The organism is Alicyclobacillus macrosporangiidus CPP55 (genome assembly GCF_000702485.1).
Taxonomy (GTDB): Bacteria; Bacillota; Bacilli; order Alicyclobacillales; family Alicyclobacillaceae; genus Alicyclobacillus_H; species Alicyclobacillus_H macrosporangiidus_B.
Genome location: NZ_JNIL01000001.1, coordinates 2,328,846 through 2,344,105 on the forward strand (window position 1 = coordinate 2,328,846; position 15,260 = coordinate 2,344,105).

Genomic DNA, 15,260 nt, shown 5'->3' on the forward strand with positions numbered 1-15,260 from the left:
ACGCCTTCACTTCGCGCGCTCGGCGGCCTCGATGTCGCCGAGCGCTTTTTGGAAACACGCCGCTGCGTTCGATCCCGCCGCATAAAACACCGCCGGCTGTCCAATGGGCGCCTCGATCTCGATGTCGCCCCCCGCCGGCATGTCATACACCCGACCGGTCCACACGTGTACCCAACGGCCCTTGGGCAGGTGCACGTGCACCTGCGTCTGCCCGGGCGCCGTGACAGGAGCGATCAACACGTCGGGGCCGAGCATGAACTCCTGGTACGTGATGTCGAAGGCCTTCGGATCGTCCGGGAACTGGTAGAACATCGGACGATCCACCGGGGCGCCGGTGGCCTGCGCCTCCCGCATCAGCCGTTGCCGGTAGGGCGCGAGATCGCGAAACAAAATGGCGAACCGGCGCAGCTGCGCCACAATCTTCGGATCGCTGTACACCTGCACGTTTTTCGCGGGCTGGTTTCCTTCGTGGCTTCGGAAAAGGGTGGTGAAGGCATCGAACTCCATCCAACGCATCAGGAGCTCGGGGTCCCGCACGTAGTGCAGCGGAAACTGGGTGATGGACGTGTACCCGCCGATGTCGCTCGATTCCAGGCTGTACCCGGACAACCCGGCGCTGAGCAGCGCCGTGATGGCGGACGGCAGGCCGTTTTCCGGATCCCAGCTCTCGAGCTGGTCCCCCAACCAGAAGTCGGAGGTGACGGCGGGGCTCGTGCTGAATCCGGATCGCATGAAGTACAATCCCTCGCCATCGAGGCCGGATTGCTCCATGACGTCGCGGTTCACCTGCGCCCACAGCACCGGGTACTGGTTGTGGACCTCCGCCCCGCTGCGCCCGTCCGCGAGTACGGCGTCCAGCGGCAATTCCTCGCCGAAATCGGCCATCCACCCCGTGAATCCGTTGCCCACCAGCTGTTCCTTCATCACCTGCTCCAGCCAAGCGCGCGCAGCCGGATTGGTGAGGTCCAGGAGCGACGCCGTGAAATTCGGGTACTGAAACACGATCGGGCGTCCGTCCGGCCCCTTGACGAAATAGCCTTTCTCCAGCGCCTCCCGGTATAGGTTGCGAACGCCCGCGTCGGCGGGAACATCGGTGAGAAACGGGTTGACGTAGCCGAGCAGTCGGATGCCGTGCTGCTTCAGGAACGCCTGGAATTGCGTCCAGTTTGGATACTGCCGGGGATTGAGGACCCAGTTCCAGACCAACTGCTGGCCAAAGCTGGTCGTCCGCTGGCCGACCCAATCCTGGATCCACAACCCGGTCACCGGTACCCCGTCGGCGAGCAGGGAGTTCAGGTGGTCCGTCACCTCCGCCGTGCCCCCTTCCGCGCCGAAGATGAAGCCCTGCTGGGTCCAGTCCGGCAGGGGCTGCATCCGGCCTGTGACGCGCGTATACGCCTGTACCAGGGCGGCCGGCGTGGTCCCGGCGAACAGATCTCCGCGCAGGTGATCGGTGTCCACCTCCAGCTGCCCCACGTGTGGATCGGTGAAGTTGAATTCTTGGTATTCCGTGTTCTCGCTGTACAGGGATTGCATGCGGGTGGAGAGGAAATGCGGCACCGGGGCGTACGTGTTGTACCAGTGGCCGCCCGCCCCATGCGTGAGATTCGCCAGCAGGGTCAGGGGCTGCATCCCCCGCCCGTTTCCGTGCTCCTCAACCAGAATGGGTACGCGCTTGCCGCGCATATCCAGTTGGCTGTACTGGACGCCAAACCCGTAGAAGTGATCCGAGGGCTCTGTCTCCCAGTTGAAGTATAGGCGGTTGACGGCCCCTTCCTGGACGGCGGCGTCGTACGCCAACCGGTCATCCGCTTCGGCCGTCAGCGTGAACGTGTACGGAACGGATCGACCGTCTGAAGAGATGAGCCGGCCCTGGAAGACCAGCCGAGCGCCGTCGGGCCGGATGGCGTCGACCGTCTGATTTCTGTACACGGTCTGCAAATGGCGGTGGAGCGTGAAGTACCCGATGGTGTCCCGGCTCGTCATGGTGCCTGTCGCCCCGAGCAGAAACGCCTGTCCCGCCGGGGTGGCCCACACCAGGTGTCCGGACGGATCCCGGACGGTGAATTGCCCGCTGTCGCCGTCCCAGTCGACGTCAAACCGACCAAGGGTGAACGTCCGCACGCCTTGCAACGACCGGTCCACCGAGATGGTCCCGGTCAGCGGCCGTCCTCGCTCCCGCTGGATCCCCCACCCCATCAGTACAGCCATGAACACAACGCCCGTGCCGATCCAAACACGACGCCACGCCATCCACCTCATGTCGAACACCTCCCCATTGACACCATCCTAGCGAATGTATCGAGTGAAAGGATCCGTGTCCGTTCGGTTCGGGGCAGGAAACATGTCAAGTCCAGGTCGGGGTTACGTACAACGGGTCCCATGCGATACGATGAAATGGCAGCACAAGGACATCCCGGTCATGTAAGCGTTCTCTTTTTATTCATGTTAGTTTTTCTAACATTTTGTGTGGACTTCCGAGGTGTTCTCCATACAATGTGACGTATAGGAGGAACGAAATGAAACGCATCGATGCCATCATTCGTCCCGAAAAGCTTCAGGCCGTCATCAAATCTCTGCGCCAGGCCGGTGTAACGGGTTTCACCGTGGTGCCCGTTCAGGGGCGCGGCCAGCAGAAGAATGTCAAAGGGGTTTACCGAGGCCATGCGTATGACATCAATCTGCATCCGAAGCTAAAGCTCGAAATCGTCGTCTCCAACCAGTATCTTCAGCCGGCCATCCAGGCCATCGTCTCGGCCGCCCAGACCGGACAGGCGGGAGACGGAAAGATCTTCGTGTATGACGTCCAGGAGGCTTACAACATCCGCACCGGCTTGGTCGACGAAACCATCGACGAGTTGAACTCATAAGACGCCACACACGTTCCGGCCGCCGGTGCGATGGGAAGGAGAAAGAGTCTGTGTCCACCCCGGTTGCGCTCAACACCATTTGGGTCGTGCTGACGGCCGCGCTGGTCCTTTTCATGGAGGGCGGATTCAGCCTGCTCGAAGCGGGTCTGGTCCGGACGAAGAATGCCGTCAATGTCACCATGAAAATCTTCGTCGATCTCACCGTTGGCGCCCTCGCCTTTTTCCTCGTGGGCTTCCCACTCATGTTCGGCCGGGACGCCCTGCATGTCATTGGTTTCGGCGCGGTGCAGTCACCCAACGGTCTGCCCTTGGAGGCCTTCACCTTGTTTCAAATCGGCTTCGCCATCGCGGTGGCATCCATCATCTCAGGAGCCGTAGCGGAACGCATGAGGTTTTCCGCTTACATGATCACCGTGGCCCTCACCTGCGGGATCGTCTACCCGGTCTCCGGGCACTGGATCTGGGGGCCCGGTGGATGGCTCGGCCGCCTCGGCATGGAGGACTTCGCGGGGTCGGCGGCCATCCACACCCTGGGCGGCTGCATGGCCCTGGCGATGGCGGCAGCCGTCGGTCCGCGCAAAAACCGTTTCAACGCCGACGGCTCGGCCAACGTGTTCGCGCCGAGCAACATCCCGCTCGCCTCTGCTGGGGCATTCATTCTCTGGTTTGGGTGGTTCGGCTTCAACGCCGGCAGCACCCTGGACGCCCACAGCCCGCAATTGGCGGACATCGCGCTCAACACGTTTCTCGCCGCGGCGGCCGGCGGGATGAGCGCCATCTGTGTGAGCATGGCGAAATTCCGCGTTGCGGACCCGAGCATGACCATGAACGGCTCTTTGGCAGGATTGGTCGGCATCACCGCCGGGTGCGCGTACGTCTCGCACGGGGCGGCCATCCTCGTCGGGCTGATGTCCGGCGTGCTGGTCATCTACGCCACCGGTTGGGTAGATCGGCTGCAGGTGGACGATCCTGTCGGTGCCGTCGCGGTCCACGGCGCAGGGGGTCTGTTCGGCACCGTAGCCGTCGGGGTATTCGACATCCACCAGGGCTTCCTCACCACGGGCCATATCCATCTGCTCGGCGTCCAGTTGCTCGGTGCGGTTGTGGTTTGCGCCTGGGGATTGGCGGCCGGCTCTGCGCTCGGTTGGGCATTGAGGCGCACGGTCGGGCTGCGCGTCTCCGACGACGTGGAGGATGCCGGATTGGACGTGGCCGCTCACGGAATTCCCGCGTACAACGAGCTGGAGCGATTCGGCGGAGGCGAGCCGATTGTGTTCCGGACGGAGAAGGCAACCGCCGCCATGCCCGCCCGGGCAGGCGACGCCGCGGACCCCATCGGGGGCTGACCAGCGCCTCCACCGAATGTCACCGTCCACCCAGTATCACAGTGTCAGTCCAGTATCAACTGGGCGTCGATTGGCTCGGTTCCAGCGCCTGCTTGGGGGCCATCTGACCGTAGATCACGCTCATGATGATGGGAATGAATCGATCCATCACGCGAAAGTTGGTGTACACAAGGTTTCGGACCACCGCCGGACGGAGTTCGTCTCCGTCCACATCCACGCTGGTCCTGAAGAACACTTGTCCGCTGTCCATATCCATTTCAAAGTTGCCCACGCTGAGATTCCAGTTGATACGCGTGAACAGTTCCGCAGCCACGCTCCGCTTGTCCTTCGGCACGCGGATGGGCAGTTTGGAGTAGAAAATGAAAATACCGTACTCCTCTTCGAGGATCACCCGGCCTTCCAGATCCCCGTGATCCGCGCTCAACCAGAAGCGGATGGTGCGCGCATTCGGCTCCGTAAACTGCCACGCTTCCTCCTCCAGGAAGGCGTGCACGGCCTCGCGCAGGCTCATCCGCCCCGTCTCCAAAGCCGCATTCGCCCCCTCTCGTGCCGGCTCCGCCGTGGCCTCTTCCGTAACCCGAGTCTCACGCCCCGACTCGTCCAGATGCCCCGCCTCCTCGTCCACGAAGGCCACATAGCATCCGCGGTCATCCCGTTTCACGTCACACCGCCGCAGGGGCGTGTCCCCCGGTACCAGCAGAGGGTGCTTGGGCTGGCGCTGCTCCGTCAACCCGAGGCAGAAAAACGGAACGTCCGCCGGCACAGCGTCCACTAATAAGCTGACCATGAAATCCCCCTGCGGGAGTGTCCGCACCTTGTTGCCCCAGGCCACCACCACCCGGCTCGCACGGCCGATGGCCGACACGATGTGCGTCTGATTCTCAGGACCAATCGGGTCGGACACCCCGCGCAGGTCCGACGGATTGGCCGCGCGATACGCGAACAAGTTGACCACTTCGAGGGAACCAAATCCCCACCGGCGCGCAAAGCTGATGCACCGCCGGACGGTGTTGTCGTCTTCCGCGTCATCCGCGGTACTCGGGTTTAACATGATGAACAGCACCCTGGGCCGCCCTTCTTCCCACTCCCGCACAAGGGAGTAGCGATAGGGCCCGTCGATCACGGCGTGTTTGTTCACATCGCTTCCTCCTCGGTATCGGGAAGGTTCGACACCAGGGGTACCACTTCCTGTTGACAAGGATCATCGTGCAATCCTGAAACTTGATGTCACATGCCGAGCGATGGTGAATAGCCAAGTCCTGGGGCTTGCTTCCGCCCTGAATCGGTGCATCCCCTGTGGGCCGAATCACGGCGGGACTGAACCCAAAGCGGCTGGGTTTCTACGGATGTTTACAAACATATGAATACAAAGCATCATAGGACCCAAGAAGAAGAACACAGGAGATGAGACGTATTGAACCCGACTTTGTCAAGACAGATGGGATGGCTTTTAAGAGAGAAATGAGAGACTTGCAATTCAGATAAAAACCGTCTCACGCTGCGTTTTGTTGCATTTTCCAATTTCTGAATTCCAACGGCGAGCGATAACCTAGTGCGGAATGTGGTCGGTCCGTGTTGTAAAAGTGAATGTACGACTCAATCGCCGCTTTCGCCTCGGCAAAGCTGCTGTATTCCTGCAGCCAGACCTCCTCCTCCTTCAGCGACCGGAAGAATCGCTCGATGTATCCGTCAGCATCAGGGTTGTTGTACCCCGTCCGCTCGTGGTTGATTTGGCAGGCCTTCATCGCTTCGATGAACCGTCGACTCGTCATCTGGCAGCCATTGTCCGTTCGTAATGTCAAACCGGCACCTTGAACGCCATTCGGGAAGCGATAGTTCAGCGCCATATCCACAGCCTTCAGCAGGTCCTCCGTACGGCAGAACCGGGAAAACGAGTACCCCACAATCTCCCGGTCATAAGCGTCAATCACGGCAAACAGATATCCCCATCCGTCTTTCCCACACCACACCTTCGTCATGTCGCACTGGAAATGCTCGTTGGACCTGGTGACCGGTATCTTCCCTCGCCGTTTCGCTCGTGAAGCGCCCTTCCTCGGAGATTTCACCAGCAGCCCCATTTCCTTCATCAGCCGATACACCCGCTTATGGTTCACCCGCAGGTTGTATCGGCGACGCAGCATGACTTGGATTCGCCGGTATCCGTACGTGGGGAATTCTTCGCACAGTTTCCGAATCCACTGTTTGACCAGAGCGTCCTTGTCCACAGGAGGCCGGTTCGGCTTTGGCACAGGCGGCTTCAGCAAGCTGTAACAGTACGTCCGGTTCAGCCCTAACGCTTTTGCAATCACTGGGACCGGAAACCCTTCTTTGGCGAGCTGACAGACCAAAGAACGGCTATTTACTTCCGGCCCCAATTCGATTTTTTTCGCAACACATCCACCTGCATCGTAAGTTCACCGATCTTAGCCCGAGCCTCCTGCAACTCCTTCTCCAGCTCCTGCTCCCTCGTAGAGGGTCCGGACTGAAGTCCAGCCCGTCCACCAGCCAGGAACGCTTCACGCCACCTGTAATACAGACTCTGGGCCACGCCATGCCGCCGACATACCTCGCTGATGTTCGCACCGGGCATCATGCCCTCGAGCACGACGTTCATCTTTTCGTCCACTGTCCACTTACGTCCCGGCATCACAAACACCTCTGCTTCATCTTAACCCATCCCTTCTGTCTGGGTTGACTCTGGGGCAAGTATAGAGATCATGGCTTCCAAACACGTGGTGTTTGTGTACGGCACTCTCCGCAAGGGACAATACAATCGCGGTGTGATGGAACCGCATCTGGTGTGCGAGTTGGGCGAGGGAAGCATTCATGGTGAGATGTACGATCTCGGTGCGTTCCCGACAATAGCGCTGGACGGCGACGGTGTGGTCGTCGGCGAATGGGTCGAGGTGACGGACGACGGGCTGGCGGCACTGGACGCATTGGAGGATTATCCGCAGATGTACGATCGAACTGTGGTGAGAGATTTAAACCGTGCGGCGGAGGGATGGGTGTACCACATGACCGGCCGGATTCCGGCTGGTGCGCGGCGTGTCGAAAGCGGAGATTGGGTGACTTGGGTGGAGTCGCGGAGAGACGTGCAGATATGATACGGATTTCTTTTGTACTTATTTCATAGCAAAGGACCTATGGTGCAATCCTCTTGTCCAGGATTCCTCCGCAACATCTCATAACATGGACTGTTTCATCTCCTCAACTTGTGCGATATGGCGGCGCTCATGGAGAGGCAATACCTCTAACCACTGGTGAATACTCAACACGCCAAAATAGGGGTGCCGAAACCCGTGATGGTGCAGTTCATCGGCATCTTCAATAGACCCAAGAACGGTTTCGAGTTCGCTTCTCGACGCTGCCAATGAGGTCATTGCCTGTTCAAAGGTGGTAAACAACCCCTGTGGCTCGGCAAATTTGGGCGATTTCACCTTCCGGCTTCGAGCCAAAACGCCCTCAACAGGTTTCTGTGGGATGTCCGAACGAGGGGTAGTCAGTGCATGACGTATTCCTTTAACAACAGCCTTTTCTGCCAAATAGTAAAGTAGGGGCTTCAACGAGCGTACCCCTCCATACACCATTGCTGGGTAGGGTCGACTTGCAATCCTGGAACGGCTCGTGACCCCGGCTGCCACAAGCCCGCCGTGCCCACTTCACACAAAATCTTGACAAACATTTCGGAGTATATTGAATATAATTTTGCGGTATCTTCAAGTCTCTCTTCTATAACTGTGTTTGCACGGGTCTCTGCCGAACCGTGACAAGCACGAAGGAGGAGAGACAAGTGAAGCGTTGGAAGGCGAAAAAGAGGAAGTTGGTTGCCGGCGTCGCTATCGCAACCATCGTGTTGGGAACAGGCAGCGCATTGGCGGCCGCGTATACTCGTGTCGCTGGTCCACGGCCGGACGGCACGGGTATCACGCCTTACGACTGGACCCTCACGCCCGCGGGGAAGCAGCTGTCGCTGGGAGATTTTCCAATGGGGGGTGCTCTCAGCCCGGATGGCCGCTACCTGGTCGTGTCGAACGACGGCCAGGGCACGCAATCTCTCCAGGTCGTCGACTTGCGGCAGCAGAAGGTCATCCAGACCATCCCGTACAAGTCCCCGGAAGCGCTCTATCTTGGTGTGGCCTTCAGTCCAGACGGAAAGACGCTGTATGCGTCCGCCGGCGGCAATAACAAGATTCGGGCCTTCCGGTTTGAGAACGGTGTTCTGTCGGAAACTTCTCCGATCGTCCTCACGAATTTAAGTCCGAATCCCAATGCGAAAACGACCCAAAACGGTCCCTATCCAGGCGGACTGGCCGTGTCGAGGGACGGCACATCCCTGTATGTGGTCAATAACCTGTTTGACACCGTCGTGAAAATTGATGTAACCACAGGTACGGTGGTCGGTTCTGCCAATGTAGGACAGAATCCGTACACGGTCCTCATCACGAAGGACGGCAAGTCCCTGTATGTCACGAACTGGGGTGAAAATACGGTCACGGTGCTGGATGCGGACACGCTCAAGGTGCAGAAGACGATTCAGGTGGGGCTGCATCCCAATGCTGTGGCCGAGAATCCCGTCACGGGCGCGGTCTATGTGTCCGGGTCGGACAGCGATGTCATCTCCGTGATCGATCCCGTCAAGCAGAAGGTGGTCCAAACGATCTCTCTGGCCCCTTATCGCGGCGCACTTCCAGGCAGCCAGCCGGACGCATTGGCGGTCAGCCAGGACGGAAGAGCACTCTACGTGGCGAATGCGGGGAACAATGACGTTGCCGTGGTCAGCCTCGGTGATGGCTTTCCGACTGCGCACGCCACTGTGCAGGGACTCATTCCCACGGCATGGTTCCCGACCGGCGTGTATGTCGCAGACGGAGGCCGGGAGATCCTCGTTCTAAATGCAAAAGGCCTTGGCGCTGGACCGAATTCGCAGGGGCAATACATTGGCAACATGATGAACGGCACGATGTCGTTCATTCCCGTACCGGACCCCGGGCAACTGCGACAATACACGGAGCAAGTGAAGCAAAACAACCAGCCGCATCCTGGTTCCGGTGGCGGATGGTTCAACCGTGAAGAGGAAGCCAACCATTTCCCAATTCCGCGCTTCCCGAGCGAGCGCTCCCCAATCAACCATGTGATTTACGTCATCAAGGAGAACCGCACGTACGATCAAGTGTTTGGTGACATGGGCAGAGGGAACAGCGACCCCGCGCTCACGGAGTTTGGCAAAGACATCACACCGAATCTGCACAAGCTCGCCAACCAGTTTGTGCTCCTCGACAACACGTATACGGACGCGGAGATCAGTGCACAAGGACACAACTGGTCGACTGCGGCAGAATCGGACGACTACGTGGAGAAAAACTGGATGGCCAATTACAGTGGCCGGAACCGCGGATACGATTTCGAAGGTACCAATACCGCCGCCTATCCACAAAATGGGTTCCTGTGGGATGACGCGGAGCGGTCAGGCGTGTCGTTCCGTGACTATGGGGAGTTTGAGTCCCAGGATCCTGCAACTGGGAAGTGGAAGCCGGACGATCCGAGTATTGGTAACCGCTACGATCCCGATTTCCCCGGCTGGAACATGCAAATCTCCGATCTCACGCGTTTTGACAAATGGAATCAGGAATTCCAGCAGTACGTAAAGAACGGGAACCTCCCGCAATTGGAGATCCTGCGGCTGCCCAACGACCACACCATGGGAACCACACCTGGGGCCTTGACACCACAGGCGTATGTGGCGCAGAACGATTACGCGCTGGGCAAGCTGGTGGAAGCTGTCAGTCACTCGCCGTACTGGAAGGATAGTGCCATCTTTGTCATTGAAGACGACTCGCAAAACGGTCTCGATCACGTCGATGCCCACCGCACTGAAGCACTGGTCATCAGCCCGTACACGCAACGCGGTGGCGTGGTAGACAGCACATTCTATGACACGGCGTCCATGTTGCGCACCATCGAGCTGATTCTCGGGATGAAGCCGCTGACACAGTACGACGCCGCGGCGACGCCTATGCTGAATGCCTTCACCAATCATCCCAACTTCGCGCCGTACGATGGAGTCACGCCCAAGTACCCATTGGATGCCCGAAACGGCGCCAACGCACCCATGGCTGCAGTGTCGAAGAGCATGAACTGGTCACAGGAAGACCTGGCTCCATCCGACAAGCTGGATGAGGTGTTGTGGGCCGCCACACACCCGGGTCAACCTTATCCGAAAGGCAATGGGTGAGCCTGCCTGTTGGGAATCGAGCAGGAAGGGGCGCCCAGCCCCCCTTCCTTTTGTATCATCATGACCCGGCGCGAACATGTCTCTTGTATTCGATGGGCTGTGCACTTACAGGGGCTTTTCTGGGGACTGCCGAGGCTGACGTTTTGCTCGCCTCCGAAAACTCATCACCATGGCAGCTAAAAGGGGAATAAAGATCAACGTCACCAAGAAATACGCTGGCGCCACACCGGCGATAAAGTGCTCCATTTCCTTCGTGCTGCGAAAGAATGCAAAGCTGCCAGCCCACACGAACAAGCCGCCGGAAAACGCCAAAATCCGGTGCGACGACAGCTTGAACACGTCCTTCATGCCTTCACACCAGGCGTAGTGAAACACGCCCAGTTTGATGCATACGGTGGACATCACACCCATCACGTACAGTGTGTCCAGGCGCTCCAGAAAGCGGCCAACGCGAATGCTTCGGACGGTTTCAAGCACCGGATACGACAGATAACTGGTGGACTGCCCCACCACCCCTGTCGTGATGGCCAGGACGCACGTCATGACAACGGTGAGGATAGCCGTAGCGGTGATCATGTCTTTGGGGAGGGTCCGGCTGTCGCGCAAGGCTCGTACGAACTGCAGGCTAATCAACATCTCCAATGCAAAGGTCAAATCCGGCGTGATGGCACCGCGCAGCACCGGCTGCCAACCGTCAGCGAGAACAGGCATCAGTTGGTCAATATCCATGTGCTGCATGGACAAGGCGAAGAGAACAGGCGCCACAATGAGCGCGAGCGGTGTGATGAATTCGCCGTCCCGTACGAGGACCTCAATTCCCATGTGCACCATGTACGAAATCCCAGTCATGCCCACCAGCCCAATGATGTACTCCGGTGTCTCAGGCAGGATGGTGGTGCTCACAAACGTTTCCGTTTCCCGTACGATAGTGCAGTTAACCAGGTACAGCCAGACAAGAAACCAGAGACAGACGATGCGCCCCAGCCATGGTCCGAATGCGTCAATCAAGCCGCCGGTCAGATTCCGGTTTGGCAACGCGCGGAGGAACACCGCCGCGACACCGGCGGACAACAGACCCCCGGCCGGAAAAAGGAGGCCCGTAATCCAGCTGTCGCGGACGGTGAACTGTGCAATGACGAACGGGACTGTGACGATGCCGGTGCCGAGGATGCTCCAAACGAGTACGATGACGATTTGAAATCGGGAAATCTGTACGTTCGACATGGGGCGCGGGCCCCCTTCTAAAGAATTTTGTATATCCATTTTGTCACTGGGCCCAACGTGGCGTCGAACGGAGCCAGCAGATGCAGATGGGGCCACAGGTGCCAAGAGACCAACGCGGACATGCCGACCGCCAACATGAGGAGCGACCAGTACACTACGGCTTCACGGCGGCTTGCCCGGCGAAGGGCGTCTTTGTCAAGGATGGCAATGGTAACGGCCGTGAACAGGGCGGCCCAGATCACGGTGTAATCACTCCGCGCCCTGCCGGTGGAGCCGACCCGCTGCGCGATGCCGCGGATTCGGGTGTACTGGAAGAAAGCGTGGTCCGGGTAATATGGACCTGTACACTGTACCTCACCTGCGCACGAGCAAAGTAAGCTGGCCACTGAGCGCTAATCTGCCGCCACTTGCGCGGATTTTCGATAAACAACCGCGTGCCGAACTGGCAGGCGTCTACACCATCGGATTGGATCTTTGCCATCACCGCCTGCATCTGCCGTTCCATGTACTGGGCAGTTTTCTGCTCAAGTTGCTGGTAGGTTTTCTCGGTCAACCGCTTATACGGACACAGCCGGTCGACCTCCGCCCGTGCTTGAACCTTCACCAGAAAACTCACTCCGTCGTTTCCAAACTGAGGAATCACCTTGGTGCGGGAAACGAGCAGTCGCACGGCGCTTCCAACCCCGTCACTCCTGCTTTCGCACGGCAGATGGATGTCCACCTGGCGGGTGTTGCCCATAAGCCACGCGAGCCCCTTTATCTCGTCCACCGTCAGGACGTCAACCATCTTTGCACCGCAAAACAAAGCAACCCCTTTCATGAGCAGGTGGCCCGAAGCGTCTCTGTCTACCAACGACAAAACGGGGGCCTGCGACGGCGACAGGTACTCCCTCATCACCTCCAGTTGCCCGCTGTTGACAAAGCGGAACATCTCGCCAATTTGCTCCACTAAATCGCGAAGGCCCAGCGCGTTTATCGGCTCGGGATCGGACGGAGCCGAAAGGACGTCCCGGGCCTGTCCCGGTGTCACGAGGAACAGTTGATTGCGGCGAAAGTACCGGTTGCGCTCGAAGTAGTCAAATGCCCTGTCAATTCCTTGTTTTGCGTAGTCACTCCCAAATACCACCAGGGTGTTGTGTGCCAGGTACATTCGGTGTGGTACGTCTTCCTTGAATCTTTCCACTGCTTCTTCGATAGAACTGCCCGTCTCGTCACGGATGAGGAAGGACCGGACGCCGCCTCCTGAACTGGACTCGCCCCCACCCGCCGAAGGAACGGCCTCGGGATTGACGAGCTGGGCCGTTACCCGTACCAAACCGTTATCTGTCCGGTCGACGCCAAGGGCTATGACGATATTCATGTCATCGACCTCCTGAATGTCAAAGCACCCTGGCAACACCAACGAACCGATGCTGGCCACGAAGAGGAAGGCCAGCTTGCGAAACATGTTCGATCTCATCGCTGTCCCTCGCTGGAGTGAGGCTTTCTGGGGGGCCTCGGTGTCGGGCTGCGATTGCTGACGCTGTCAACCGGTTCAAGCTGTTCTGGACGTCGTTTGGTTGCAAACCAGGGAGCCCGGATGAACATATCCTTCATCTCTGACCAGGTGAACGGCGCGATGGGGGCCATGTATGGAACTCCGAAGGAACGGAGCGAGACGAGATGCGTCACGAGGACGATTCCGAGGACGACGATTCCGACCAGTCCAAAAATGCCGGCCACGATGACAAATACAAACTGGATAAGCCGGCTCGAATTTACAAACCCATACGCCGGCATAGCAAACGACGCAACCCCGGTTCCCGCCACTAGGATTACTATACCTGGCGACACCAGACCGGCACGCGCCGCCGCATCGCCGATAATGAGCGTACCCACAATACTGACCGATTGCCCAACCGCCCTTGGCAGACGACTCCCGGCTTCACGAATGGCCTCAAAGGCGCATATCATCACGAGCACTTCCAATACGGTTGGGAAAGGAATACCGCGGTGCTGGGATGCCACGCTGACAAGCAGCGGGGTCGGCATCAGATCTTGATTGTAAGACAACACCGCCACGTACAGGGACGGCAACAAGATGGAAGACCAGTACGCGACGTGGCGCAAAATGCGAATGAACAGCGTCAGCGTGTAATTCATGTAATAATCTTCGGCGGATGCCAGGAAATAGATGAACTGTGCCGGCACCATCATACAGGTTGGCGCTCCGTCGATCATGATGGCAATGCGGCCCTGCAACAGACTGCCCGTCACCCGGTCTGGCCGTTCGGTCTCTTCGGTTGTCGGAAACAGGGTGTACGGCGCGTCGCCGATCAGTTCGCGTAACTTGTTAATGTCATTCACTCCGTCGACGGAAATCTTGCGCAGCCGTTGGCGTGCTTCTTCCACCAGCGTTGGTTTGGCGATGCCTTCAACATAGGCGATGCACACTTTGGTCTTGGAGTACACACCGATGCGTATCAATTCGACCTTGAAGCGCGGACTGCGGATCCGCTTGCGGAGGAGCGCGATGTTGAGCTCCAAATGCTCGACGAACGCCTCCTGAGGGCCCTGCAGGGTGGGCTCGTTCTCAGCTTTTTCGATGGCCCGAACCGGGGGCTTGCTGATATCAAGGACGAGGGCCAATTTGGAACCGTCTGCGCAGAGCACCACCTGGCCGTCCGCCAAAGCTGTGCTCAATTCTTGCCGTGTCTTGATCCAGCGGACGAGTACCGTGTGCAGCACGGACTCCATCTGCTGCATGTCCGGCCGCCGTTTTGGCAAAGCCGCAAGGGGCTCGAGAACGCCCTCTTCGATGCGCGCAAGGTCCACCAAACCGCGCAGCCAGATCAAAAGTACGCGTGTACCGTGCACGTCGACGTCACGGAGCTGAAAATCGTCGCAATTTTGCCACTCCGCCTTGACCCAACTCCGCAATCGTTCTATAGAAGCGGGGAGCGGTTCGTCCGGCTGAGACAGCGAAGTGTCGACGAGGCTGGCCATCCTGCCAGGCTCGTTGCGCAGGTCTTTTGTCTTTGTACGCCGAAGCTTGTCGAAAACCATCGCACACTCCCCGAGACTGCTTATTCCATTTTGTTGTTATGTTGACCATGTACACCCAAATTATGTACACCCTGGGCTGAACGGTGCTTCCCATCCCTGTAGGCTGGTGAGTTATGGCCCACGAACGCCCACACCATCGATGTGTGACTGATTCGCAGCTGGCGGCATTGATTCTGTCCACCACGTTGTACACTCTGTTGCACCGATCGAACGGTTCGGATGCTCTGGAGCTGGTACTCTCGCGCGTACAAACCGGTCTCTGGTTGCTACACCGGTTTTACGATTGCTCCAAACGCCGACTCGTCCATACGAGCGCGGTAACGAACCCCATTTGGTCTTTGGAAGCACTGCGGTGGTGGAGTGGGTAAAACAACAGGTGGAGATCGACGGCCGGGATGTCATACTGGAAGACCGAGTTAAGGTGTTGTGCAAATCGTTTTTCGACCAGATGCAACTACGGACTGGGGCCGTTGAGAACACGCTTGAGGTGTACCCTATCAACAGTGTGGCGAAACCGAGTCGGAAACACACTACGGGTGT

The 15,260-nt window shown here is 58.6% G+C and carries 12 protein-coding genes; 4 read left to right on the plus strand and 8 right to left on the minus strand.

All coding sequences use genetic code 11. The annotated features are described in order from the left end of the window. Positions 1 to 6: 6 nt before the first annotated feature. Positions 7 to 2,262 carry an alpha-glucosidase gene (locus tag N687_RS0111655; RefSeq protein ID WP_051663186.1) on the minus strand — a complete coding sequence of 752 codons (2,256 nt, stop codon included), beginning with the start codon at positions 2,260 to 2,262 and terminating at the stop codon, positions 7 to 9. A 257-nt stretch (positions 2,263 to 2,519) separates the two neighbouring features. On the opposite strand from N687_RS0111655, the gene N687_RS0111660 reads away from it, so the two are divergent. Continuing rightward, the gene (locus N687_RS0111660; RefSeq protein WP_029422022.1) at positions 2,520 to 2,870 is read left to right on the plus strand and encodes a P-II family nitrogen regulator; all 351 of its coding nucleotides are present in this window, start codon (positions 2,520 to 2,522) and stop codon (positions 2,868 to 2,870) included. A gap of 50 nt (positions 2,871 to 2,920) precedes the next feature. Then, the gene (locus N687_RS0111665; protein WP_035462201.1) at positions 2,921 to 4,216 is read left to right on the plus strand and encodes an ammonium transporter; all 1,296 of its coding nucleotides are present in this window, start codon (positions 2,921 to 2,923) and stop codon (positions 4,214 to 4,216) included. Between the two features lie 55 nt (positions 4,217 to 4,271). Here the strand turns inward: N687_RS0111665 and N687_RS23135 are convergent, their stop codons facing one another. The 3 genes from N687_RS23135 to N687_RS0111680 all read right to left on the minus strand — a co-directional run bounded on the left by N687_RS23135 (position 4,272) and on the right by N687_RS0111680 (position 6,863). Next, positions 4,272 to 5,354 carry a DUF1643 domain-containing protein gene (locus N687_RS23135; RefSeq protein ID WP_081841341.1) on the minus strand — a complete coding sequence of 361 codons (1,083 nt, stop codon included), beginning with the start codon at positions 5,352 to 5,354 and terminating at the stop codon, positions 4,272 to 4,274. A 355-nt stretch (positions 5,355 to 5,709) separates the two neighbouring features. Then, positions 5,710 to 6,591 carry an IS3 family transposase gene (locus N687_RS0111675; RefSeq protein ID WP_029419944.1) on the minus strand — a complete coding sequence of 294 codons (882 nt, stop codon included), beginning with the start codon at positions 6,589 to 6,591 and terminating at the stop codon, positions 5,710 to 5,712. After that, entirely contained in the window at positions 6,576 to 6,863 is a 288-nt protein-coding gene (locus tag N687_RS0111680; RefSeq protein ID WP_029419945.1) for a transposase, read from the minus strand. Before N687_RS0111680 ends, N687_RS0111675 begins: the two co-directional genes overlap by 16 nt. A 70-nt stretch (positions 6,864 to 6,933) precedes the next feature. On the opposite strand from N687_RS0111680, the gene N687_RS23140 reads away from it, so the two are divergent. Next, a complete protein-coding gene (locus N687_RS23140; protein WP_029422025.1) occupies positions 6,934 to 7,323 on the plus strand; it encodes a gamma-glutamylcyclotransferase family protein in 390 nt (129 codons plus the stop codon). 78 nt (positions 7,324 to 7,401) lie between these two features. Here N687_RS23140 and N687_RS0111690 read toward each other — a convergent pair whose 3' ends face one another. Then, entirely contained in the window at positions 7,402 to 7,782 is a 381-nt protein-coding gene (locus N687_RS0111690) for a DinB family protein (protein WP_029422026.1), read from the minus strand. Positions 7,783 to 8,009: 227 nt separating this feature from the next. Between N687_RS0111690 and N687_RS0111695 the strand changes: the two genes are divergently transcribed. Beyond that, positions 8,010 to 10,451, plus strand: a complete 2,442-nt coding sequence (locus tag N687_RS0111695; RefSeq protein WP_035462202.1) for a bifunctional YncE family protein/alkaline phosphatase family protein — start codon at positions 8,010 to 8,012, stop codon at positions 10,449 to 10,451. A 105-nt stretch (positions 10,452 to 10,556) separates the two neighbouring features. Here N687_RS0111695 and N687_RS0111700 read toward each other — a convergent pair whose 3' ends face one another. The 3 genes from N687_RS0111700 to N687_RS0111715 form a co-directional block, all read right to left on the minus strand. Continuing rightward, positions 10,557 to 11,675, minus strand: a complete 1,119-nt coding sequence (locus tag N687_RS0111700; RefSeq protein ID WP_029422028.1) for a GerAB/ArcD/ProY family transporter — start codon at positions 11,673 to 11,675, stop codon at positions 10,557 to 10,559. A gap of 238 nt (positions 11,676 to 11,913) precedes the next feature. Next, positions 11,914 to 13,134: a Ger(x)C family spore germination protein gene (locus N687_RS0111710; protein WP_029422030.1), complete on the minus strand. Its 1,221-nt coding sequence runs from the start codon at positions 13,132 to 13,134 to the stop codon at positions 11,914 to 11,916. Beyond that, positions 13,131 to 14,660 carry a spore germination protein gene (locus N687_RS0111715; RefSeq protein WP_051663592.1) on the minus strand — a complete coding sequence of 510 codons (1,530 nt, stop codon included), beginning with the start codon at positions 14,658 to 14,660 and terminating at the stop codon, positions 13,131 to 13,133. Before N687_RS0111715 ends, N687_RS0111710 begins: the two co-directional genes overlap by 4 nt. Between the last annotated feature and the right edge of the window lie 600 nt (positions 14,661 to 15,260).